Genomic DNA, 23415 nt, shown 5'->3' on the forward strand with positions numbered 1-23415 from the left:
GGAATTCAGTTTGTTGAAATTTAAAATTGGTATGCGAACATTTAAAACAGGATTAAGTGTCTTTTTTTGTATTTTGGTCAGTATCTTATTAAGGCGAGAAACATATGTGGTTGCAGCAATCACAACGGTTTTTACTTTAAGAGAAGATATGGAAAATACATTGAAGTACGGTAAGCATCGAATTATCGGTAATGTGCTAGGTGCAATCATGTCAGTAGCAGTCATTGCCGTGTTCAATTGGCTGGGTAGAACAGAGTTAGTGCAGTTGATTTTCATTCCACTGATTATTACCTTGATGATCGCCTTGTTAGCGAGTTTAGGGTACCACGAAGGAACAGTTGGAGCATGTGCTACGTTGTTAACAATTGTCTTTATGATTCCAGCAGACCGCTCATATGGTTATGCATTTGCTAGAGTGGTCGATAGCTTCATTGGTATGGGGATCGCATTATTAGTGAATTATTTCATTCCACTGAAAATAGGAAATAAGCGATTTACCAAGCATGTAGAAAGTAAGAAAGTGTCTGGATAACAGATGCTTTTTTATTTTGTTAAAAATTGCTTGATCGATGCTAGTATAAAAGAATGAGATAAAATTAAAAAAGTAACAATTTATTTGCAAAAATTGTTGCTATTTTTCAAAAAATTCGTATACTAGAAAAGGTAAAATTAAACTTGTAGTTTAGTATTAGCAAACTTTTTATATATTTTAAATAATAGAAATGAGGTGGTCAGATGGAAATTGGTGAGAAACTGCGTAATTTACGTGTGCAAAAAAATTTAACACAAGAAGAGCTAGGCGAGCGAACTGACTTAACCAAAGGCTATATTTCTCAATTAGAACGTGATTTGAGCTCCCCTTCAATGGAAACTTTTTTTAATATTTTAGAAGTGTTGGGCATCACACCTGAACAATTTTTCAGTGAACAAACACTGGAACAAAAAATCATTTATCGAGACGAAGATAGTACACTGTATTATGATGAAGAAAATGGCTATGAGTTAAAATGGTTGATACCTGAATCAAATGAAAAAGAGATGGAACCCATTGTTTTAACTTTTGATAAGGATGGTCAGTATAAAACGTTTGAGCCTTCTTTATCTGAAACGTTCATTTATGTGATCGATGGTTCTGTATCATTAATACTAGGTGAAACAACTTACTCAGCTAAAAAAGGGGAAGCAATGTATTATCAAGCAGCAGAACCCCATCAATTGATCAATCATTCAAAAGGAAAAAGTCGAGTATTGATCGTAGCAACAGAATCTTATTTATAATGATACGTTAATCAAAGTAAAATGGGCTGATGTTAAGAAAAACAAGATATAGCAAACAGAACGTTGTTACTGTGTTAAATAAACCCAGTTCAATTTTAATAGAGGAGGCATCAGCGGATGAAAAAAAAGATTATTACATTCGAAAATGTAGTCAAACAATATGATGATGAGAAAGTGTTGAAAAATGTTAGTTTTGAAATTGAACAAGGGAAGTTTTACACTCTTTTGGGCCCTTCAGGTTGTGGTAAGACAACGATTTTACGAATTTTAGCAGGATTTGTGGATGCAACCGAAGGGGATATTTATTTTGATGGACAACGGATCAATGATATTCCTGCGAATAAACGCCAAGTGAATACCGTATTTCAAGATTATGCCCTGTTTCCTCATATGAATGTGTTTGATAACGTGGCATTTGGGTTGAAAATCAAAAAAATACAGAAGCAGGAAATTGAAAAGAAAGTGAAAGATGCCTTGCGGATGGTTCAATTACCAGGGTATGAAACACGAGAAATCAGTGAAATGTCTGGCGGTCAACGCCAACGTGTAGCGATTGCGCGCGCCATCGTCAATGAACCCAAAGTATTGCTATTAGACGAGCCGTTATCTGCTTTGGATTTGAAGCTGAGGACGGATATGCAGTATGAACTGCGTGAATTGCAACAACGTTTAGGGATCACCTTTATTTTTGTCACCCACGATCAAGAAGAAGCTTTGGCAATGAGTGATGAAATCTTTGTCATGAACAAAGGACACATCGTGCAAAGTGGTACGCCTGTAGATATTTATGATGAACCGATCAATCATTTCGTGGCAGATTTTGTGGGAGAAAGTAATATCGTTAATGGTACGATGATCGAAGATAATTTAGTTGAATTTGTCGGCAAACGTTTTGAATGTGTGGATGGCGGAATGCGTCAGGCGGAACCTGTTGAAATAATGTTGCGTCCAGAAGATTTGACGATCACGACAGCGGATAAGGGCAAATTAGTTGTAACAGTGGATACACAATTATTCCGTGGGGTTCACTATGAAATCATCTGTCATGATGAAGACCATAATGAATGGATGGTCCATTCAACGAAAAAAGCGCAAGAAGGTGCAAAAGTCGGACTCTTTTTTGAACCAGAAGATATTCATGTGATGCGTTTCAATGAGTCAGAGGAAGACTTTGACGCTCGTCTAGAAAGCTACGAAGAATAGGAGGAATCATCTTGAAAACAATGCGTCGAATCTACTCGATTCCTTATACAATGTGGCTTTTGCTGTTTGTGATCACTCCGGTGTTAATGATTATTTACCAATCTTTTTTTGATATGAATGGGCATTTTACGTTAGAGAATTATCAAACGTATTTTACTTCTGGCACATACTTGAGTATGACCTTAAACTCGGTCTGGTATGCTTTTTTGATCACGTTATTTACGTTTTTGATCAGTTATCCGACAGCCTACTTTTTAACAAAGTTAAAGCATAAACAATTGTGGTTGATGTTGGTGATTTTGCCTACATGGGTGAATCTGTTGTTGAAAGCTTATGCTTTTATTGGGATTTTTAGTATCCATGGGAATGTGAACCAGTTTTTAAGTTTTCTTGGGATTGGACCACACCAAATTTTATTTACGGATTTTAGTTTTCTATTTGTTGCGACCTATATTGAAATTCCCTTTATGATCTTACCGATTTTTAACGCATTAGAGGAACTAAATCCTTCTTTGATCAGTGCTAGTCGTGATCTTGGTGCCAATAGTGTTGAGACTTTTCAACGGGTGATCTTTCCACTTTCATTAAATGGTGTGAAAAGTGGGGTTCAAGCAGTGTTTATTCCATCACTTTCATTGTTCATGTTGACCCGTTTGATCGGCGGAAATCGAGTGATTACGCTTGGAACGGCCATTGAAGAGCATTTTATGGTGACACAAAACTGGGGTATGGGTTCAACAATCGGTGTGATTTTGATTGTGGCGATGTTTATCGTGATGTTGTTGACAGGTGAGAAGAAGAAAAAGGGGCGGGCGAAATGACAAAGAAAAAGTTTAAGTGGTCTTACATGTATCTGATCATCGTTTTTGCTTTATTGTATGCGCCGATTTTTTATCTCATTTTCTACTCATTCAATGATACTGATACAATGAATAAATTTACTGGTTTTACGCTTGCCAATTATACAGCGGTTTTTGAAGATACCCGTTTATTGATCATTGTGCTAAATACTTTCTTGTTGGCCTTTTTATCTGCTTTACTAGCAACGATCATTGGAACATTTGGTGCAATGGGGATCTATTATACAAGACGAAGAAAAACGAGAACAGCTTTAATGAGTTTTAATAATATTTTACTGGTATCCCCTGATGTCATTATTGGTGCTAGTTTCTTGATCTTTTTTACGGCTATTGGATTTATTAGTTTGGGCTTTGCCAGTGTGTTATTGTCTCATATTGCTTTTAGTATTCCGATCGTCGTCTTGATGGTGCTACCAAAATTACAAGAAATGAATGACTCGATGGTAGATGCAGCTCGTGATCTGGGGGCGAATAATCTCCAGGTCATCAAGAATATCATTTTACCGTTTTTATCACCAGGTATTATCGCAGGCTATTTTATGGCGTTTACCTATTCGTTGGATGACTTTGCTGTGACCTTTTTCGTTACAGGAAACGGATTCTCAACACTTTCAGTTGAGATTTATTCTAGAGCAAGACAAGGCATTAGTTTAGAGATCAATGCGTTAAGTGCTTTAGTTTTCATTTTCTCTATGATTTTAGTGATCGGCTACTATTTTATCAGCCAAGATAATACGTCAAAACGACTGAAAAAACTGCGCCGTGAACAAAGTGAGGTGGCGAATCTTAAATGAAAAAACTACAATCTTTGCTTATTGGCATTTTAGCGATCATTCTGATTTTATTTTTAGGAGTTCGTCAATTGGAAAAAGCCAGCGGTATGGCAGGAGCTGATACCTTAACAATATACAACTGGGGTGATTACATTGATCCTGATTTATTACGTAAATTCGAAAAAGAGTCAGGCTACAAGGTCAATTATGAAACATTTGATTCCAATGAAGCGATGTTTACGAAAATCCAGCAAGGTGGTACAGCCTATGATATTACGATTCCTTCTGAATATATGATTCAAAAAATGATGAAAGAAAAAATGTTGCTGCCAATCGATCACTCTAAATTAAAGGGCATGGAAAATATTGATGAACGATTTCTAAATCTTGATTTTGATCCGCAAAATAAATATTCGATTCCTTATTTTTGGGGAACGTTAGGTATCATTTACAATGATAAATTTGTTGATGAAGGTCAAATTCAGCATTGGGATGATTTATGGAAACCAGAATTAAAAGATAACGTGATGTTGATTGATGGGGCACGTGAAGTATTGGGTCTTTCATTGAATAGTTTAGGCTATTCTTTAAACAGTAAAAACAATCAAGAACTACGTAAAGCAACTGATAAGCTAAACAAACTTACTACAAATGTCAAGGCGATCGTAGCTGATGAAATCAAAATGTATATGATCAACGAAGAAAGTGCTGCAGCTGTAACGTTTTCTGGTGAAGCGGCTGAAATGTTGGATAATAATGAGCACTTGCATTATGTGATTCCATCAGAAGGTTCTAATCTTTGGTTTGATAATATTGTGATTCCTAAAACAGCGAAAAATATTAAAGGTTCCTATGAATTTATCAATTTCATGCTAAGACCTGAAAATGCTGCTCAAAATGCAGAGTATATTGGTTATTCAACCCCGAATAAAGCAGCAAAGAAATTATTGCCTAAGGAAATTTCTAGTGATGAACAGTTTTATCCAAATGATGAAGTGATCAAGCATTTAGAAGTTTATGAAGATTTAGGGGCGAAATATTTGGGGATTTATAATGACTTGTTTCTTGAATTTAAGATGTATCGGAAATAAATAAAACGTTTATCAGCAAATTTTATCTTACCCAACAAAAATTTTGGTTCAAAATGCTATTTCATACGGATAATTTCTCATTTTTTGTCTGAAACATGAACTTTTTTCGAAACTTTTGAAACTTTCGAGTCAAGTAGCAGATTTTCCGTTATACTTATGGTAAAATAAACTCAACTTATAGAAGGTTAAAAACGATTTTTAGAGATAAGAGGCAGGTGGCTTTATGGAAAAACATCAAATTCACATTCCAAATGCTTTACTAGCTGGAACCACTGAACATGTGATGCAGTCCTTTAAAAATTACAAGAAGTTGATCTGAAGGCAAAGTATCTCGATAGCCTAAAGGGAACAAATAAACCTAACAAATGAGTGCTGGGTTCTATTGACGCAAGTGATGGGATCTTTAATACATGTGAGAGGAACTAAAATGAATGAAAAGAAAATTATTATCGCTCCAGATGATTTGTGTACTACTTAGTGTGAATTTAGTACCAGTCATTGGACATGCAGATGAATTAGTTCAGTCTGGGTCAGGTACTGTTGAAGAAGGGACATCGGAAACAACTGAAAGCTCTTCGACCGAAGAGACAACTACGACGACTGATTCGGCGACTTCTGAAACGACTGATTCAACAAGTGCAACGACAGAGTCTTCAACAGAAGTAACGCCTTCAAATAGTCATGAAGCGATACCAGTAGCACCTCAAACAGATGCTCCTGTTGAAACTGTACCAGAACAACCTGTTCAGTCAACTGTCGACCATGCTCCTACACAAGAGCAATTGGATCAAGCAATTAAAATTGTAAAAAATGAACCGACAGAAACTTTTATTCGCAGAATTGGTGAAAAAGCACGAGCAGTGGGTCAGAAAAATGATTTATATGCTTCAGTAATGATTGCTCAGGCAATTTTGGAAACTGGTTCTGGCAATAGTGATTTAAGCCAAGAACCTTATCATAATCTCTTTGGAATCAAAGGAGAGTATAAAGGTGAGAAAGTTGTCTTTTCTACACAAGAAGATGATGGCTCAGGTAACTGGTATACGATTGATGCCGCGTTCAAGAAGTATCCGGGGTATAAAGAGTCATTTGAAGATTATGCCAAGCTAATGAAAGAAGGCATTGATTCAAACGAAACGATTTATTCTGGTACATGGAAATCAAACGCTGTGAGCTATCGTGAAGCGACGAAAGCTTTAACGGGTGTCTACGCAACGGATACTAGCTATGATCAAAAACTGAATGCTTTTATCGAAGAATATGACTTAACTGAATATGACAAAGAGAAACCATCCACATCAACAAGTGGTATCATTGTTTCTGACAGTCATCCAGATAGCGACTTTAGAGAATATTCAGGGGAAACTTATTCTGGTTCAGAAGCCTATGCCGCAGGAAACTGTACGCAATACGTTTATAACCGTATCGTTCAATTAGACGGTTACGTTGAAACAACTATGGGTAACGGAATGGACTGGGGCGTTACAGGAAAAGCGAATGGCTATGAAGTATCTAGCAAACCTAAAGCAGGAACTGCCGTAAGCTTCCAACCAACAGTGGCTGGTGCAGATGGTACTTATGGACATGTGGCATTTGTAGAACATGTTTATGAGGATGGCTCGATTTTGATCTCAGAAATGAACGTTGCAGGCTTAGGCGTGGTTTCATTTAGAGTAATCGACAAAGATACAGCAAATATTCTAGCTTATGTAACACCTAAATAAGCAAAATAAAAAATCAATGATCATATTCGGCTGAAAAGCTAAGTATGATCATTGATTTTCTTTGGTGTGGATAGCTATTAACGTTTTCTTAACTATTCTATAGAAAACCTAAATGATTTAGGCATAGTTTCTTCAAATTTTCCGGTTATTATCTATTCATACCCAATAACAAATCCAAACAAAACACTTTTTCATTTTTACTCCTCAAGTAAAAAGAACTCCTTTCCGCTCGGTCACCCAGCCGAGCGGTATTTATATGTTCATCACTGCGACTGGCAAAACCAGAGCAGATGCTGAACAATACTTGGCGAGCGAAAGTGAGCGAAGTTACCATATTATCTCGTCACCAAGAGTAAAAGATGGAAGATAAGTTCTAAAGGGGAAAGTAGAAAAAAAGTATTAAATCTGGCAAAGCCTGAGCAGATGCTGAACAATACTTGTCGAACGAAAGTGAGTGAAGTGGTTCATATTCTAAAACTATAAAAGTCTAATCTATCCAATTAGTTCTTTAGATATACATAAAAAAGTGCTGACCATAGAAATTATGGTCAGCACTTTTTATTATTTTTTCCACTCAGCTACTTCTTTTTCATGACTATCAATCCAATTTCTAGCAGCTTGTGTTGGGTCAGTTCCATTGTTGATTTCTAACATCACAGATTCCATATCTTCTTTTGTCCAATGGAAATTTTTCAAGATGTTATAGGCTTCAGGATTTTCTTTTTCCAATCCTTTTCTAGCCATTGTGTGAATCGTTTCTTCTTTGCCCATCGTGCTTTTTGGATCTTCTAAATATTTAAGGTCATATTTAGCAAACATCCAATGAGGGGACCAACCAGTAATCACGATTTCTTCTTTGTTTTTGATGGCTTGTCCTAATGCAACAGTCATGGCACCTGAAGAAGAAGTTTCAACTGACCAATCAGATAAGTTGTTATAAGCTTTTTGTGTTTTTTCAGCCGCTGCAACAACACCTGCACCAGGTTCGATCCCAGTTATTTTTTTACCAGCTTGATCTTTTAAGTCTTCGATCGAGTCGACATCCATATATTGTGGAACAACGATACCAAGTTTAGCACCTTTTAGATTTTCACCTAAATCATCCACTTTATCTTTGTATTGTTTGTATTGCTCACCGTGAGTTCCGGGTAACCAAGCGGCAACCATTGCATCTGTCTCTCCTTTCGAGATTGATTCCCACATAATGGCATTATCCAACGGTGTTAGTGAGACATTGTAACCAACGTCTTTTAATACTTCGCCTACAACATGAGTTGAGGCAACTTCTGTATCCCATTCTACATAAGAAAGAGAAATGTTTTTTTCTCCATTTTTTGCAGAAGAGAAAAGAGTAGAGCCCGCGATCAAAGCGATAATCGCTACAATAGCAACAGCAGTCCCACCAATTTTTTGTTTTTTAGATAATTTTGACTTAGCTGGAGTTGTTTTTTTCTTATTCAAGTTTTGAGTAAAACGATCAATGATAATGGCTAGGATAACTAAAGCAACCCCATTAACAAAACCATTTCCGACTTGAGCACGTTGTAAGGCAGAAAGAACGCCACGACCAAGACCAGGCGCTCCGATCATTGATGCGATAACTACCATAGAAAGTGCTAGCATGGTTGTTTGATTGACACCCGCCATAATGGTATTTTTAGCTAATGGTAATTCCAGTTTGAATAATTTTTGCCAACCCGTACTACCAAATGAATCAGAAGCTTCAACCAGTTCTTTCGGTACTTGACGTATTCCAAGATTCGTAAAACGAACAGTCGGTGGTAAAGCAAAAATCACTGAGGCAAATACTCCAGGAACCATCCCAATTCCGAAAAAGGCAACGGCAGGAATCAAATAAACAAATCCCGGCATTGTTTGCATGAAATCTAAAATAGGGGTAATAATACTTTGTGCTTTGTTACTTTTAGCCATTAAAATTCCAAGTGGCACACCAATGACGATCGAAACCACACTGGAAAGTAAAACTAAAGTCACAGTACTCATTAAATCTGTCCATAGATTTTGATTATAAATGAAAAACAAACCGATCAGAGTAAATAAACTTAAACCAATTTTCTTATTTGAAATAAAGAATGCAATGGCAGTTAAAATGATAATAAATAGTACAGGAGGAATGGCAACTAATAGGGAAGTGATTCCGTCCATTAAGCCTTGACCTGTTGATTGGAAGAAACTGAAAACGCCAGAAAAAGTATTCGTCATCCATTCTGTAATTGTTTCGACCCAATCTGCTACTGGTAATTGATAATTATTCATTGATATTCACCTCTGTTTCTGCTAATGCTTCAAGAACGCTACCTCTGATGACGACACCAAGCAATTTATTGTTGTCCGTTACAGCAACTGGTGTAGGTGAATCATAGATGATTGGGAAAATATCGTTGACAAGCATATCTTTGTCGATAGAAGTAATATCTGTATCCACATAGTCAGTTAATGGTTTACCTGTTTTACGTGCTTCTAGAGCGCGTTCAGCTCGGACAACACCTTTTAGTTGACGTTTTTTATCAACAGCTAAAAGCATACTAACTTCTTCTTGGCGCATCCGTGTTAGCGCAACGGTTGGACCGTCAATTTCAATATTGGTCGTTAGTGCTGGAACCATGATATTTTGAGCAGTCAAGACTTTTGAACGATCGACATCTTCAACGAAGGTTCGTACATAATCGTTAGCTGGGTTCGTTAAGATTTCTTCACCAGTACCGATTTGCATGATCTGACCATCTTTCATTAAAGCAATTCGATCACCGATGCGTAAAGCTTCATTTAAATCGTGGGTGATAAAGATGATCGTTTTTTTCACATTTTCTTGTAAATCGACTAGCTCATCTTGCATTTCCCGACGAATCAATGGATCAAGAGCAGAAAAGGCTTCGTCCATCAATAAAATTTCTGGATCGTTAGCTAAAGCTCTAGCTAAGCCGACACGTTGTTGCATGCCACCAGATAGCTGATTAGGAAACTGATCTTTAAAAGCGAGTAAGCTTGAGTTTTCTAAAGCTTGTTCGGCTTTTGCTGTTCGTTCCTCTTTTGGAACACCACGAACTTCTAAACCATATTCAGTATTTTCTAAGATGGTGCGGTGAGGGAAGAGACCAAAATTTTGGAAGACCATACTCATTTTATTGCGACGAACTTCTCTAAGTCCTTCTTTGTCTAATTTTGAGATGTCTTGATTGTCGATAAAAATATTTCCTGAAGTTGGTTCGATCAAACGATTCAAAAGACGAATCAACGTTGATTTACCACTACCAGAAAGACCCATGATCACGAAAATTTCTCCTTCTTCTACTTCGAAGTTCACATCGTAAACCCCAACGGTAGCGCCCGTTTTTTTCAAGATCTCGGTTTTATCTTTGTTTTCTTTGATCATATCCAGTGCTTGCTTTGATTTCTTACCGAATATTTTTGTTAAATGCGATACTTTTACTTTGGGCAAAACAAAATTCCTCCTTATTTTAAAAGCTAAACGAGCTTATTTAGCCTTGACAGGAAAATAGTAAAAAATAGGCTGAGACGTTTGTTATCTCATTCAGTTTTTATCTTTTTCCCGAAAGACTAACATGTGAAGCTAGATAATGCTACAACATGATTTACATGTAATGAAAATCATTTTCTTTTCTGTAAAAAAAGTGACCATTCTAGATTAACATCGTGTAGTCACTTTGTCAAATTAGGAACTTATATTGGCAAAGGAATTAATCCAATTAGTTACTAAAAGAAGCATAGATTTAAAGATAAACCATGTAAAAAACCGATATAATTACACTCTAACAAGAGTAGTCATAACGGTTTTATATATAGTTTAAGTAAAAGTAGTTATTTTTATTTTATTGGAATCCAAACTTCTTCTTGAGCGTTTATATCATAAGGATGATAATTTACATCCAAAACTTCAAATTGTTCTCTATTTAAATCAATTTGGTAACCTGATTGGGGCAAACTGTCGTTGATAACTTTGAAAAATACGGTTGGAAAGTTCTGAACAGGTCCTTTAAATGTAAATACAGCATATTGTCCACCGGCTAAAGTAGTTGATGCTAATGGTTTTTCTATGTTGTAAAAATCAAATACTTCTACAGCGGCCCATTTTTGATAAGAGCTTTTTGAATCCTTAAAAGAAAATTGCGTATCCGTTACTTTTACGGACAAGCTATTTTGATTTAATTGATTTTGTATTGTTGCTTTTCTATTTATAAAATTTCTCCAGAGTTGGCTAGTTACTTCTGAATCCTTTTCTAGACATGTTGTAATGGCTAGACCAATTATTTTTTTAGGTGGTATTGTAGTAAAAGTTATATCCATATTGTATTTTCCTCCTGTAAGATTAGATTATGTTTAGTGGAATATGGATTTCTCCAATGAATTTTGAAGACTCGTTTTTTTTAGTAAAGCGTTCAAGTTCTGGTAAGCCAGATGGTAAAAATTTAAGTGAAGAGTGGGTAGTAAGCAATTTTTCCCATACATACCGAAGCTGATTTAATTCGTCTAATTCAAAAGAAAAAATCGCCCATCTTGCACTTGAAATGATGAACTCTTCTAGTTGACAGTTTTTTTGTAGTTGATAGTGCTCAGACACTTTTAAAGCGACAAAAAAATCAAAGATATCTGAGTGAATAGCGCTACATCCTTGATAAATCTCTAAGGGAGTACTAAATTCGTTCGAAAATTTTGATTTCAAGTTTTGAATAATAGCTTGAGAAACTTTAGGAATTTGATCACGGGTGACACGCTCTTTTTGTCCGATAAGCTTAAAGGAATCTTTAGATACAATCGTATAATGCAGTATTTGGTACCCAGTGACTGACATATTGAATCTTATTTTGGAAAATAAAACTAACTTATTCTTTTCTTTACGGGCATTTGAAGGAGTTATTCCATGCATTGATTTAAAAGCTCTCGTAAAAGAGGTAGATGATTCGTATTGATAGTCTAAGGCAAGGGAAAGGATTGTTTTTGAACTATTTTGAAGTTCTGCTCCTGCTTCTGATAATCTGCGTTTGCGGATATATTGTTTGAGCGATAGTCCAAAGACTAATGAAAATAGCCGTTGAAGATCATTAGCGGAACAATGCATGTATGTAGCTAGTGTTTCTAATTCAATTGTGCTTTTTAGATTATTTTCAATATAGTTCAGTACTTTTTCCATTGAATCTGAAAAATTCATTTTTATTCCTCCACATGACAAAATAATAGCAAAGATTTGAAGAGAAATAGCGACAATTCTTGTACAAGAATTGTCGCTATTTCTTTTAAAGTAAAGATAAACGATTATAAATAAATTAAGAGTTTGGATAGAAAAAATTCTGAACTCGTTGTAGTGTTGATTCATGACCAACAAAATAAATCGTATCACCTGAAGTCAGTTTTGCATAGGGACCAGGGGACACAAGAAGCTCGTCACCATGTTTGATCGCAATCAAAGTAGCAGAAGTACTTTGCCATAAATTTAACTCGCTGATCGTCATTTCAAGATGCGAGGCATCACTGGTTAGTGTAAAGGTTACTGGATTCAACGGGTTGAATGAGTCAAAGCGCTTGGTCTGATCAACAAGTTTGTCTAAAATTTCTGAGAAGTGACTTAATTCTTCTTTTTGTTTTTTGACACTATCAATTAGATCATCTTTCAAATCATGGATGGATTGAACATCCTGATATTGCTCGATGAAGAGTTTAGCTTTTTCAATTGAATGAACATAGAATCCACTGCCATGTTTTGCTTTGACGATTTCTAAATCAACTAACACGCTGATGGCTTTACGCGCCGTTTCAGGAGAAACGCTGTACTTATTTGCAAGCGTCGAGCGGGCATGAATTTTATCGCCAACTGGAAAGGTCTGATCAGCGATTTTAGCGGCTACATCAACAGCAATTTGCTGATACTTAGGATTTGTCACATTCATACGTTTTGAAGTCATGTTTGACCGCCTTTCATTGATTATTTTCTTCTAATTCTTCCAGTTCTAAACTAAGATTTTCCCATTCTGTCAGCAACTCTTCCTGTTCAATTCGTTTCGTTTCTAATTCTTCATTTAAAGCCATTAGCTGCATATGGTCATCAACCAATGTTGGATCGCTCATTGATTGTTCAAGTTGGTTGATCGTTGTCTCAAGCGTTGTAAGGTTTTCTTCAATTTGTGTAATTTTACGGTTTAAATTACGTAGGACTTTCTGTTGTTCTTTGTTTTGGTAAAAATCATTTTTAGGTTTTGCGGTTTCCGTATATTTAGTCGTAGACTCTTCAGCTAATAATGTCGCTAATTCTTCTTCTTCTTTTTTCTTTTCTAGATAATAATCGTAATCACCTAAATAGAGTTTACTGCCAGTTTCGGAAAGTTCAATGACTTTCGTTGCGATGCGATTAATGAAGTAACGGTCATGAGAAACAAATAAAAGTGTCCCTTCATAATCAATCAGAGCATTTTCTAAGACTTCTTTGTTATCGATATCTAAATGGTTGGTCGGTTCATCTAAAATTAAAAAGTTTTCTTTATCCATGGATAATTTTGCTAAAGCGACACGCGCTTTTTCACCACCACTTAAAAGTGGAATTGTTTTTTCTACATCATTACCACTAAATAAAAAGCTGCCTAAAATATTTCGTATATCTTTTTCAGGAGTTGTCGGATGTTCATCCCACAGTTCAGCTAATACGGTTTTTGTTCCATGTAAATCTGCTTGTTCTTGGTCATAATAACCGATCTGAACATTTGTTCCAATATTTGCTTCACCTTTAATGAAAGGAATCGTTCCGATAATCGATTTTAATAGCGTTGATTTACCAATTCCGTTAGGACCAACTAAAGCAATCGCTTCTTGGCGACGAATATCTAAAGAGACAGGTTCTGATAAAATATGAGCGTCATATCCAATTGCCGCATCTTCCACTTGTAAAACAACATTTCCAGACGCTTTTTCAATGGCAAATAGGAAATTAGCGGATTTTTCATCACCTTGGGGCCGATCTAAACGTTCTATTTTTTCTAAAGTTTTTCTTCGGCTTTGAGCTCGCTTAGTTGTTGATGCTCTGACTAAATTGCGGGCAACAAAATCTTCAAGTTTGTTGATTTCTGTTTGTTGCTTTTCATAAGCTTTCCACTCGCTAGTCAATTGTTCGGCTTTTAATTCTAAATATTTTGAATAATTTCCTTTATAATAGCGCATTTTATGACGGCTGATTTCATATACTTCACTAACCACTTTATCTAAAAAGTATCGATCATGAGAGACGATCAAAAGCGCACCAGAATAACTCGGTAAGTAATTTTCTAACCAAGAAAGAGTATCAATATCTAAATGGTTGGTCGGTTCATCAAGAATCAAGATATCTGGTTTTTGTAATAGCATACGAGCTAAAGCTAAACGCGTTTTTTGACCACCCGATAAGGTACTGATCCGTTTTGAATAGAACTCTTCCTTAAAGCCAAAACCATGTAGGACAGAACGAATTTCATTTTCATAGCCGTAACCATTTTTTTCTGAAAAGTCATGTTGTAGTCGATCGTATTCTTTCATTACGGCCTCATAATTTACAGCATCAGGCAGCAGTTCACTAATGATCAATTCTAGTTCACGCATTCGTTTTTCCATTGTGATTACATCAACAAAAGCTTCAAGCATTTCATCCCAAACCGTTTTATCAGAATCAAGTCCAGTATCTTGTGCAAGATAGCCTAAGCTAGCTGTTTTATTTTTTGCAATCGTACCGGCATCTGGTGCATCGATACCAGCGATTATTTTTAGTAGGGTAGATTTACCAGCGCCATTGCGGCCGACTAAAGCGATCCGACTATTGGTGCTAATCTCCATTTGTATGTTTTCAAACAAAGTGTCTGCGCCAAAATAGCGGGCGATTTGGTTTGCTTGGAGTAAAATCATGGGACATCCTCATTTCTATTTCAATGCCTTTAGTGTAGCATAAATCGATCGAAAATAGCACCTATACAAATGATGGGGAGTGAAATTTATCTGGACAATTAAAGAAAGTTTGAAAAATTGTTCTTTTCTTGAGCTGTAAGATTGCTTTTTAACTAGAACAACTGCTATTATGAGAGATGGATATTTGTCTATATTTAGAGTATTGGAGGTACGATTGTGAAAGACCAAATTATTCCAAAAGCAACGGCTAGACGCCTTCCCCTATATTATCGTTATTTGAGAATCCTGCATGATGCAGGAAAAAATAAAGTGTCATCTACAGAGCTCAGTGATGCAGTGCAAGTAGATAGTGCAACGATTCGACGAGATTTTTCTTATTTCGGAGAATTAGGCAAACGTGGTTATGGTTATGATGTAGAGAATTTAATGAATTTCTTTGCAAAAACTTTGAATGATGATGAGCTAACCAATGTAGCTTTGATTGGTGTAGGGAACTTAGGAAGTGCCTTATTAAAGTATAAATTCCATCAAAGTAATAGTATTCGTGTGAGCTGCGCATTTGATGTCAATGATGATATTGTTGGCAGAATCGTAGATGGAATTCCAGTATATCCAATGACGGATATGATGGAGCAGATTCGTGTACAACAAATCGAAGTAGCTATTTTGACTTTACCAGCTAGAAAAGCCCAAGAAGTTGTAAGTCAGTTAGCAGATGCTGGTGTAAAAGGTATTTTAAACTTTACGGCTGCTAGATTAGTTGCTCCAACAGATGTTTTGATTCAAAACGTTGACTTAACAAACGAATTACAGACGTTGATTTACTTTTTGCATCATGACAATGAATTGGCGGATGCTGAAATCGAAGACGAAAAAGAATAATACAAACCCCCTATGTTTGCACATTGTTTAAAAGATGCAAGCATAGGGAGTTTTTTATTTTGGTAGTTCAATATTTGCATAATGAAGCACAAGTTGAGCAATTACTACGAGCGTGTTCATGCCGCAGTGGGCAATGATCGAAGTCCAGATTTTACCAGTCATTTTATACAATAGAGCAAAAAAGAAGCCCATGAAAAAATAGACAAAAAAATGACCATCTTGATGGATAATTGAAAATAAAGAAGAACTAATGATCGCAGCAAACCAAAAGCCGGTGTAAGACTCTGTTAACCCGATCAGTGAACGGCGAAAAACAAATTCTTCCATAATTGGTCCACCAATCGTTGTAGCCAATATAAAGAGTGGATTAGCTAAAATTACGGCAATAATATTTTGGGTGTTTTGTGAACTAGGCTGAGCTCCCGTGATTGCTGTTTCAATACTAAAAACAATTGCTTGAATGATCATCGCTATAAATATCCCACTAAAACCAAGTAACATAGTGAAGACAGGTGAAGTTAGTTTGGCTTTCTCTTCCACTATAGTGACAGCTGTCTTTCTATTTTTAAAATACAACCAAATCATCAAAATTGCACCGAGAATATAAGTGAAGGTTGTGCCAGCAATCACGATATCTGCTGAAAATGGTTGAAATAAGTAAGGGGAAAAGAATACGAGTCCGTATAAAAGAATCGTGATCAGACTAATTTTTTTTAGCGATAAATTAGTAGACATAAAATAAAAAACTCCTTTCATCGTTTGTAGCCTAAAAAAATATACCATAATGGAACTTTTATTTCTTATGATTATTGCGATAGCCTAGCAATAGGAAGATAAATACGAAAAAGAAGGCTGCTTCCCATAAAGTAGTGGTCCAATCAAAACGCCTAGTGACACCAAAAAAGAAGTTACCAACATTGGCAATGATCAAATAAAGACCAGTAGCAATCAAAGCTCCTGTGATTCGTTGTTTCATTTCAATCGCCTCGCTTTCTATTCTTATTTTACCATGAAATGAATGAGAACAAAGAATTATAATGAGTTTGTAAAAAAATAGTTTGTAGAAATGATTTGAGATTGGTGGAAAAGAAAGAATTATTTTTAAAAGTTAGTCAAAAGACTTGCAAAATGAAAGTGAAATGAGTATTATAAATAGTGTGAGTTAGCACTCGATAACTAAGAGTGCTAAAAAAGATAAATATTTTTTATGGAGGGATTTATTGTGTTAAAACCATTAAGCGATCGCGTCGTTATTGAAGTCGCGAAAGAAGAAGAAAAAACAGTAGGTGGTATCGTCTTAGCATCAGCAGCTCAAGAAAAGCCCCAAACAGGAAACGTTATCGCAGTAGGTGAAGGCCGTGTACTAGAAAACGGTACAAAAGTTCCTGCCGATGTAAAAGTAGGCGACACAGTGATGTTTGAAAAATATTCTGGTACAGAAGTAAAATATGAAGGTAATGACTATTTGATCGTTTCAGGTAAAGACATCATTGCAATCGTTGAATAAACTGTTTAACGCATAAAAAAACATTTAAATAAAAAAATAAAACTTTTGAGGTGAAGGAATTATGGCAAAAGAAATCAAATTTGCAGAAGATGCACGTGCAGCGATGCTTCGTGGAGTAGATATTTTAGCGGATACAGTAAAAGTAACATTAGGTCCTAAAGGCCGTAACGTTGTTTTAGAAAAATCTTTTGGTTCACCACTAATTACAAATGACGGTGTAACAATTGCTAAAGAAATCGAATTAGAAGATCATTTTGAAAATATGGGTGCTAAACTGGTTTCAGAAGTTGCATCTAAAACAAATGATATCGCAGGAGATGGAACAACAACAGCTACGGTATTAACGCAAGCAATCGTTCGTGAAGGATTAAAGAACGTAACTGCGGGTGCTAATCCATTAGGTATCCGTCGAGGCATCGAATTGGCAACAAAAACAGCTGTTGAAGAATTACACAATATCTCAACAGTCGTAGATTCGAAAGAAGCAATCGCACAAGTTGCAGCTGTTTCATCTGGTGATGAGCGCGTTGGTCAATTGATTGCGGATGCAATGGAAAAAGTAGGCAACGACGGTGTCATCACGATCGAAGAATCTAAAGGAATCGAAACAGAATTAGATGTCGTTGAAGGTATGCAATTTGACCGTGGCTACTTATCACAATACATGGTAACGGATAACGATAAAATGGAAGCTGTTCTAGAAAATCCATATATCTTGATCACAGATAAAAAAATCTCTAATATACAAGATATTTTACCGTTATTGGAACAAATTTTACAACAAAGTCGTCCATTATTGATCATCGCTGATGACGTTGACGGTGAAGCTTTACCTACGTTAGTGTTAAATAAAATTCGTGGAACATTTAACGTTGTTGCAGTGAAAGCTCCTGGTTTTGGCGATCGTCGTAAAGCGATGCTTGAAGATATTGCAATTCTAACAGGCGGAACTGTGATTACAGATGATTTAGGTTTAGAATTAAAAGATACAACGATTGAAAATCTTGGAAATGCAAGCAAAGTGGTTGTTGATAAAGACAATACGACAATTGTAGAAGGTTCAGGTGAAAAAGCTGGAATCGATGCACGTATTCAATTAATTAAAAATCAAATCGCTGAAACAACATCTGATTTTGATCGTGAAAAATTACAAGAACGTTTAGCTAAATTAGCTGGCGGTGTGGCAGTGGTTAAAGTCGGTGCTGCGACAGAAACTGAATTAAAAGAATTAAAATTACGTATCGAAGATGCATTGAATGCAACTCGTGCCGCAGTAGAAGAAGGAATGGTTTCTGGTGGTGGTACTGCTCTAGTCAACGTAATCGGCAAAGTTGCTGCATTAGAAGCTGAAGGTGACGTAGCAACAGGTGTGAAAATTGTTATCCGTGCCTTAGAAGAACCAATCCGTCAAATTGCAGAAAATGCTGGCTACGAAGGTTCAGTAATTGTCGATAAATTAAAAAATATTGATTTAGGAATTGGCTTCAATGCTGCGAACGGTGAATGGGTAAACATGGTTGAAGCAGGAATCGTTGACCCAACTAAAGTAACGCGTTCAGCATTACAAAATGCGGCTTCTGTTTCAGCTTTACTATTAACGACAGAAGCAGTTGTTGCTGATAAACCTGAACCAGCAGGAGCAAGTATGCCTCCAATGGATCCATCAATGGGTATGGGCGGCATGATGTAAGAATGAATGAAGAACCTTGATATTTCAAGGTTCTTTTTTTATTAAATAGGATTTTTAGAAAGTTCCAAAGAAATATTTTTTAATTAGATTAGACAGTTTTATTTTAGTAACATAGAGCGTAAAGATACATGAAAATCATTTTTCTCTATGTTTAGTTTATTCTATTTCATTAGTATTGTGTATTACCAGAGTTTGAAGTAACAATGGTACTTATGTTTTAGTTTTTCTAGAGCATTAGAAGTTTTTGAACGCTCTATTAATCAATGTTGTTGAGAAATATGTTTTTTATACCGTATCTTATTCAAATCAATTTTTGAAACTTGAATTTCTGGTTAGTTTAATATTTCTAAAACGATAATTTTATTAGTTACAAATATAAATATGATGTGACATTGAATATTCTATTCATTTCTCTAATTTTTATATGGCGGAAGCTATTAAGTAGCTATCATACTTCAACTAATATGATCAAACCTTACTTTTAGAATTCAGCTCAAAAGTCAGTAGAATTAACTTAATTTCACAAAAAGGAATCGCACATTTCACATTAATCCCTTAGCTAAGTAAAATTTCCTAAGCATTTTTTAAAAGGATATCGCCGTTAGAATATTTTTTTCTTTATTTTCCACTTGACTAATCGTAAGAAAGAGCGCGAGACAAAACCAAAGGTCAGTTTTGCTTCGCGCTCTAAATCTGAATAAACGGCGAGAAAAAAGCAGCTGTATTGGAAATAAACTTTTCTTCTCGGGCTCTTTTGTATGCTTAAATCAATTCATCTTAAGCGCAATCAAAAACTGCTGAATAGTAAGCAAAACCAACAAATGAACTGGATAAAACCAATAAAAAAAGTATTTCCACTGTCTGCCACGTTGATCATTGTAAAAATAGATCGGTACAAAAGCCAGTGGTCCAAACCAGCTATTCTGTAAAAGAATCAACCCTCCTAGAATACAGTTGAATAAAGTTGAGTCTCGAAATAGATAGAGACTCACAATCAGTAAAACACCAATCCAACCACCGTAATCTGTCCGTAACCACTCAGCAAAAAAAATACCCACCAAAATCAATAGAGGAGCACAAAAATACTTGATTTTTGTGAGGGTTCGTAATTTTTCTAATCCAATAATAACAATCAAGCCAATTAATAAGGTGAAAAATACATTCTGATTCTCCAAATCAATAAAGCGATGTGAAAAAGCTAAGTCATAAGGTATCTCGGAAACTAACGCAAATAAAAACAAACGTAATGCATATTTTTTAACATTTGAAGTATGGATAAAGCCTTCTACGAGTAAAAAACAGAATAGTGGAAATGCTAATCTTCCAAATAAGATAAATAAAGGAACTAGCCGTTGACTGATTTCTACTAGCTTATTAGGTTCCGTTCCATATGGAACAGCTAATGTTAGCGAAGGTTGAAAAGAAATAATTTTTGCTGTGTGGTCAAGCAGCATGGCAAAAACGGCAAGCCATTTTAATTGACTACCTGAAAAAAAAGCTCTTGATTCCAATAATCGTACTCCTTTTAGTAAGTTATATAGATACATTATTTTACCATATTATTTCTAGAATTAGACTTAAATGAAAAGGAATAGTTTTTTTGCTTGAATTTATAATTAGGAAAGGGATCATTATAGAAGTAGTAGATTTTTAGGTAATGAGATGAAATTCAGAAGAAGTTGTCCAAAATAGTTTTTTTCTTTTTTTAAAAAGATATAATTTATATTAAATGGTGAAAAAAATAAGATATATTGTTATAATGAGATTATTGCTGAGTAGTAAAATTTTTTCTTGAATGTAGCAGTTATAAGAAAATATAAATCTAATAAATGTTAACCGTAATATAATTTAGACTACTAGTCCATTCTATATCAAAGTAAGGAAGCAGTCTATAATTAAAATATCTTTTTTTTATCATATTTTTCAATAAAACGAGAAAAAATTGAGAATAATTAAAGGGGATTTTATGGAAATGCTTAGCTGTAGTTTGTTTTAATTGAAAATATCCAATTTTAATTTAGTATCATCTTTTATTCTAAACAGGGAATGGTAGTTACCTAGACAGAAAAAATAGATTTATATTTTTAAGCCGTCAAATAAGCCGTCAATTTTTTGGGAAAGGGTGTCATGTAGTGAGTAGAAAAGGTGAAAACATCTATAAAAGAAAGGATGGCCGTTGGGAAGGCCGATATATGAAAGCGAGAAATGAGTACGGAAAAATTGTTTACGGCTATATTTATGGGAAACGTTATAAATATGTAAAAGAAAGATTAGCTGAATTGAAAGTTCAATACTCTTTTACTCACAAGAACATTCACATATACGAAGGTACGGTTCAAGATTGGCTAAATCATTGGTTAAATGTACTGATGCGTAAAAAAATTAAGTTGTCTACTTATTCGAGTTATCGTTTGCGTATGGATAAATATATTATTCCGTTTCTAGGAAAAAAACAATTGACTCATTTAAATAGTAGGGAGGTTGAGGAATTCGTTAATTATTTAACTCTTTTAAATTTATCAGCTTCAACCGTCCATTCTATTGTGACAGTATTGAAAAGTGCTATGAATAAAGCAGTAGTTGAAAATTATATTATTTCTAATCCATGTAACAACTTGTCGTTATCGGCAGCTGCAATAAACGAGATCTCTGTTCTAACGATGAAAGAACAAGATAGATTAGAGAAAGTCGCTTTAAAGGAAGAAAACTGTTCAGCTGTCATTTTAGCTTTGTATACTGGTCTGAGAATCGGAGAAATCAGTGGCTTAAAATGGACGGATATAGACTTTGATAAAAATATTATCTATGTAAGAAGAACGCTCTATAGAATTCAGAATACAACGAATAGCAAAAAAACAGAAGTTATTATGGCAGAACCTAAAACAAAAAGTTCGAAGCGATCGATCCCATTAGCAAAAAATTTGAAAAATTATCTATTAGAAAAACAAAACAATGATTCTTCTGAATATGTAATTTTCTGTAAAAATAGTTATGCTGAACCACGAGTTATTAGTTATCGATTTAGAAAAAATATAGAAGAAGCTGGTATTAGAAACATTCATTTTCATGTTTTACGGCATACTTTCGCTACACGATGTGTGGAGCAAGGCATTGATATTGCTACCCTAAGTAAACTTATGGGACATGCTTCTATAAAACTGACCTTAGATACATACACAGATTCTCTTTGGGAAAATAGAAAAGCTGCTGTTTCAGTTATTGATAGTAAATTGGGCCTGTAGTTCCGTCGTAGTGGACTAATAAAAAGTACTTGAAAAAACTAATTTTTAGTTTTCTCAGGTACTTTTTTTTATTTTAAAGCAAAAATATACTGGAAAAGATAGCGTTGAAATGAACTTTTAAGCCGTCATAAAATGGTCAATAGAAGTAACTAATGTTTGTAAATAAGCAAAATTAGTGTGTTTTCTTATAACTGCTACATTCAAGAAAAACAGTTGGGTCAACTATCCTATTTTTGATAGACCGTCGATGTCTATTTACAAGACCTTAATGAATAGACTTACAACTATTATAATCGTAAATCAGAAATTTCCATACTCTAAAGACTTCAAATAAATAGAAGTAATGATCAAAAAGAAAAATTCAGCCGCAAGCATAGACAAATGATGACAAATGATGATAGAGGAGGGCATCAATAATGTACAAAATTGGGTACATATCACTTAACAACGAATTAGGTGAGCAGTATGAGAAAGAGTTAAAATCACTTCAATGCCATATTGAAATGATCGATAAAGAAAGAACCACTCAACTATTTGCAAATAATAATAATCTATTACAGCAACTAGATACTTTAATTATTGAAGATTATAACTTAAACAATCTCAATTGGGTTTGTGAATTGATCATGTCTATACGGAAACAAACGACACTACCACTTTGGATCATCGCCTCATCAGAAAAAGCTAATCGAACGAAACGAATTGTTTATTTGCAACTAGGGGCAGATGGCATTATTGATCATGGTCAAGATATGGATGAATCGTTGCTGATGATGAGAAACTTACTAAAACGTTTTAAACAAAGAGAGAATAAACAAGCCGTTGTTGAACCATCATTAATCAATGGAGTTGCTGATTTTAAATTGGTACCTCAAAACTTAAGTGTCTGTGTTGAGAATGGAAAAGAAGTCAATTTAACGAAATTAGAGTTTCTTACAATCGAATACTTACATAAACATGCTCGTAAAACAAAGACATATGAAGAAATCTATCAAAATGTTTGGAACGATACGTATCAAAATCGAAAGTATCGGGTATCCAATTTAGTATTTCATTTAAGACAAAAACTTGAACTTGATATTGATAAACCGAAATATATCAAAACGATCCGATCAAAAGGCTATATGTTGAATATTTAGCCACTGAAAAAATAAAAGACTGAGAATCGGCTGATGGAACACAGGCTCAGTAAAAATATAGAAACCACTTGATTTTTAACGAAACGGGAGGAAAAGACATGCTTGTATATTTGATTTCAGTCAAAAA

21 protein-coding genes are annotated in these 23415 nt (G+C 35.1%); 12 read left to right on the forward strand and 9 right to left on the reverse strand.

The genetic code is table 11. The annotated features are described in order from the left end of the window. Positions 1-13: 13 nt before the first annotated feature. The 7 genes from IGJ50_RS05075 (at position 14) to IGJ50_RS05105 (ending at position 6929) form a co-directional block, all read left to right on the forward strand. On the forward strand, positions 14-532 hold the full coding sequence (locus tag IGJ50_RS05075; RefSeq protein ID WP_429949193.1) for an FUSC family protein: 519 nt from the start codon (positions 14-16) through the stop codon (positions 530-532). A 203-nt stretch (positions 533-735) separates the two neighbouring features. After that, positions 736-1278 carry a helix-turn-helix domain-containing protein gene (locus IGJ50_RS05080; RefSeq protein ID WP_069639769.1) on the forward strand — a complete coding sequence of 181 codons (543 nt, stop codon included), beginning with the start codon at positions 736-738 and terminating at the stop codon, positions 1276-1278. A 117-nt stretch (positions 1279-1395) separates the two neighbouring features. Continuing rightward, positions 1396-2481, forward strand: coding sequence for an ABC transporter ATP-binding protein (locus IGJ50_RS05085; RefSeq protein WP_069639770.1), 1086 nt, complete (start codon positions 1396-1398; stop codon positions 2479-2481). An 11-nt stretch (positions 2482-2492) separates the two neighbouring features. Next, a complete protein-coding gene (locus IGJ50_RS05090; RefSeq protein WP_069639771.1) occupies positions 2493-3302 on the forward strand; it encodes an ABC transporter permease in 810 nt (269 codons plus the stop codon). After that, the gene (locus IGJ50_RS05095; protein ID WP_069639772.1) at positions 3299-4135 is read left to right on the forward strand and encodes an ABC transporter permease; all 837 of its coding nucleotides are present in this window, start codon (positions 3299-3301) and stop codon (positions 4133-4135) included. The genes IGJ50_RS05090 and IGJ50_RS05095 overlap by 4 nt, the downstream gene beginning before the upstream one ends. Next, complete coding sequence (locus IGJ50_RS05100) at positions 4132-5205, forward strand: ABC transporter substrate-binding protein (RefSeq protein ID WP_069639773.1); 1074 nt, start codon at positions 4132-4134, stop codon at positions 5203-5205. The genes IGJ50_RS05095 and IGJ50_RS05100 overlap by 4 nt, the downstream gene beginning before the upstream one ends. 431 nt (positions 5206-5636) lie before the next feature. Next, entirely contained in the window at positions 5637-6929 is a 1293-nt protein-coding gene (locus IGJ50_RS05105; protein ID WP_429949195.1) for a glucosaminidase domain-containing protein, read from the forward strand. A 561-nt stretch (positions 6930-7490) separates the two neighbouring features. Here the strand turns inward: IGJ50_RS05105 and IGJ50_RS05110 are convergent. The 6 genes from IGJ50_RS05110 to IGJ50_RS05135 form a co-directional block, all read right to left on the reverse strand. Then, positions 7491-9206, reverse strand: coding sequence for an ABC transporter permease/substrate binding protein (locus tag IGJ50_RS05110; protein WP_429949197.1), 1716 nt, complete (start codon positions 9204-9206; stop codon positions 7491-7493). Then, on the reverse strand, positions 9199-10389 hold the full coding sequence (locus IGJ50_RS05115; RefSeq protein WP_069639775.1) for a quaternary amine ABC transporter ATP-binding protein: 1191 nt from the start codon (positions 10387-10389) through the stop codon (positions 9199-9201). The genes IGJ50_RS05110 and IGJ50_RS05115 overlap by 8 nt, the downstream gene beginning before the upstream one ends. Before the next feature lie 386 nt (positions 10390-10775). Then, positions 10776-11255: a GyrI-like domain-containing protein gene (locus tag IGJ50_RS05120; protein ID WP_207121247.1), complete on the reverse strand. Its 480-nt coding sequence runs from the start codon at positions 11253-11255 to the stop codon at positions 10776-10778. Positions 11256-11277: 22 nt separating this feature from the next. Beyond that, on the reverse strand, positions 11278-12117 hold the full coding sequence (locus IGJ50_RS05125) for an AraC family transcriptional regulator (protein ID WP_429949200.1): 840 nt from the start codon (positions 12115-12117) through the stop codon (positions 11278-11280). A 115-nt stretch (positions 12118-12232) separates the two neighbouring features. Then, positions 12233-12868: a TrkA C-terminal domain-containing protein gene (locus tag IGJ50_RS05130; protein WP_069639778.1), complete on the reverse strand. Its 636-nt coding sequence runs from the start codon at positions 12866-12868 to the stop codon at positions 12233-12235. Between the two features lie 13 nt (positions 12869-12881). After that, positions 12882-14828 carry an ABC-F family ATP-binding cassette domain-containing protein gene (locus tag IGJ50_RS05135; protein ID WP_429949203.1) on the reverse strand — a complete coding sequence of 649 codons (1947 nt, stop codon included), beginning with the start codon at positions 14826-14828 and terminating at the stop codon, positions 12882-12884. Positions 14829-15044: 216 nt separating this feature from the next. On the opposite strand from IGJ50_RS05135, the gene IGJ50_RS05140 reads away from it, so the two are divergent. Then, positions 15045-15710 carry a redox-sensing transcriptional repressor Rex gene (locus IGJ50_RS05140; RefSeq protein ID WP_069639780.1) on the forward strand — a complete coding sequence of 222 codons (666 nt, stop codon included), beginning with the start codon at positions 15045-15047 and terminating at the stop codon, positions 15708-15710. Positions 15711-15764: 54 nt separating this feature from the next. On the opposite strand, the gene IGJ50_RS05145 is transcribed toward IGJ50_RS05140, so the two are convergent. Together IGJ50_RS05145 and IGJ50_RS05150 are read right to left on the reverse strand one after the other, a co-directional pair. Continuing rightward, on the reverse strand, positions 15765-16445 hold the full coding sequence (locus tag IGJ50_RS05145; RefSeq protein ID WP_069639781.1) for a CPBP family intramembrane glutamic endopeptidase: 681 nt from the start codon (positions 16443-16445) through the stop codon (positions 15765-15767). A gap of 58 nt (positions 16446-16503) precedes the next feature. Beyond that, complete coding sequence (locus IGJ50_RS05150; protein WP_069639782.1) at positions 16504-16686, reverse strand: hypothetical protein; 183 nt, start codon at positions 16684-16686, stop codon at positions 16504-16506. A 246-nt stretch (positions 16687-16932) separates the two neighbouring features. Between IGJ50_RS05150 and groES the strand changes: the two genes are divergently transcribed. Further along, a complete protein-coding gene (gene groES / locus IGJ50_RS05155; RefSeq protein WP_069639783.1) occupies positions 16933-17217 on the forward strand; it encodes a co-chaperone GroES in 285 nt (94 codons plus the stop codon). Between the two features lie 61 nt (positions 17218-17278). Continuing rightward, on the forward strand, positions 17279-18907 hold the full coding sequence (groL, locus tag IGJ50_RS05160) for a chaperonin GroEL (protein WP_069639784.1): 1629 nt from the start codon (positions 17279-17281) through the stop codon (positions 18905-18907). 767 nt (positions 18908-19674) lie between these two features. Here groL and IGJ50_RS05165 read toward each other — a convergent pair. Then, positions 19675-20418, reverse strand: coding sequence for a TraX family protein (locus IGJ50_RS05165; RefSeq protein WP_207121244.1), 744 nt, complete (start codon positions 20416-20418; stop codon positions 19675-19677). A gap of 681 nt (positions 20419-21099) precedes the next feature. Here IGJ50_RS05165 and IGJ50_RS05170 point away from each other — a divergent pair. After that, the gene (locus IGJ50_RS05170) at positions 21100-22149 is read left to right on the forward strand and encodes a tyrosine-type recombinase/integrase (RefSeq protein ID WP_429949206.1); all 1050 of its coding nucleotides are present in this window, start codon (positions 21100-21102) and stop codon (positions 22147-22149) included. Positions 22150-22565: 416 nt separating this feature from the next. Then, the gene (locus tag IGJ50_RS05175; protein WP_429949207.1) at positions 22566-23288 is read left to right on the forward strand and encodes a winged helix-turn-helix domain-containing protein; all 723 of its coding nucleotides are present in this window, start codon (positions 22566-22568) and stop codon (positions 23286-23288) included. The last annotated feature ends 127 nt before the right edge of the window (positions 23289-23415 follow it).

The organism is Enterococcus sp. AZ101, assembly GCF_050499005.1.
Taxonomy (GTDB): domain Bacteria; phylum Bacillota; class Bacilli; order Lactobacillales; family Enterococcaceae; genus Enterococcus_L; species Enterococcus_L ureilyticus.

Bases quoted from the DNA above. Each gene is read 5' to 3' on its own strand.
- IGJ50_RS05080 (WP_069639769.1), top strand. From the start codon at position 736: ATGGAAATTGGTGAGAAACTGCGTAATTTACGTGTGCAAAAAAATTTA.
- IGJ50_RS05085 (WP_069639770.1), top strand. From the start codon at position 1,396: ATGAAAAAAAAGATTATTACATTCGAAAATGTAGTCAAACAATATGAT.
- IGJ50_RS05095 (WP_069639772.1), top strand. From the start codon at position 3,299: ATGACAAAGAAAAAGTTTAAGTGGTCTTACATGTATCTGATCATCGTT.
- IGJ50_RS05100 (WP_069639773.1), top strand. From the start codon at position 4,132: ATGAAAAAACTACAATCTTTGCTTATTGGCATTTTAGCGATCATTCTG.
- IGJ50_RS05105 (WP_429949195.1), top strand. From the start codon at position 5,637: ATGAAAAGAAAATTATTATCGCTCCAGATGATTTGTGTACTACTTAGT.
- IGJ50_RS05110 (WP_429949197.1), bottom strand. From the start codon at position 9,206: ATGAATAATTATCAATTACCAGTAGCAGATTGGGTCGAAACAATTACA.
- IGJ50_RS05120 (WP_207121247.1), bottom strand. From the start codon at position 11,255: ATGGATATAACTTTTACTACAATACCACCTAAAAAAATAATTGGTCTA.
- IGJ50_RS05125 (WP_429949200.1), bottom strand. From the start codon at position 12,117: ATGAATTTTTCAGATTCAATGGAAAAAGTACTGAACTATATTGAAAAT.
- IGJ50_RS05130 (WP_069639778.1), bottom strand. From the start codon at position 12,868: ATGACTTCAAAACGTATGAATGTGACAAATCCTAAGTATCAGCAAATT.
- IGJ50_RS05135 (WP_429949203.1), bottom strand. From the start codon at position 14,828: ATGATTTTACTCCAAGCAAACCAAATCGCCCGCTATTTTGGCGCAGAC.
- IGJ50_RS05145 (WP_069639781.1), bottom strand. From the start codon at position 16,445: ATGTCTACTAATTTATCGCTAAAAAAAATTAGTCTGATCACGATTCTT.
- IGJ50_RS05150 (WP_069639782.1), bottom strand. From the start codon at position 16,686: ATGAAACAACGAATCACAGGAGCTTTGATTGCTACTGGTCTTTATTTG.
- groL (WP_069639784.1), top strand. From the start codon at position 17,279: ATGGCAAAAGAAATCAAATTTGCAGAAGATGCACGTGCAGCGATGCTT.
- IGJ50_RS05170 (WP_429949206.1), top strand. From the start codon at position 21,100: ATGAAAGCGAGAAATGAGTACGGAAAAATTGTTTACGGCTATATTTAT.
- IGJ50_RS05175 (WP_429949207.1), top strand. From the start codon at position 22,566: ATGTACAAAATTGGGTACATATCACTTAACAACGAATTAGGTGAGCAG.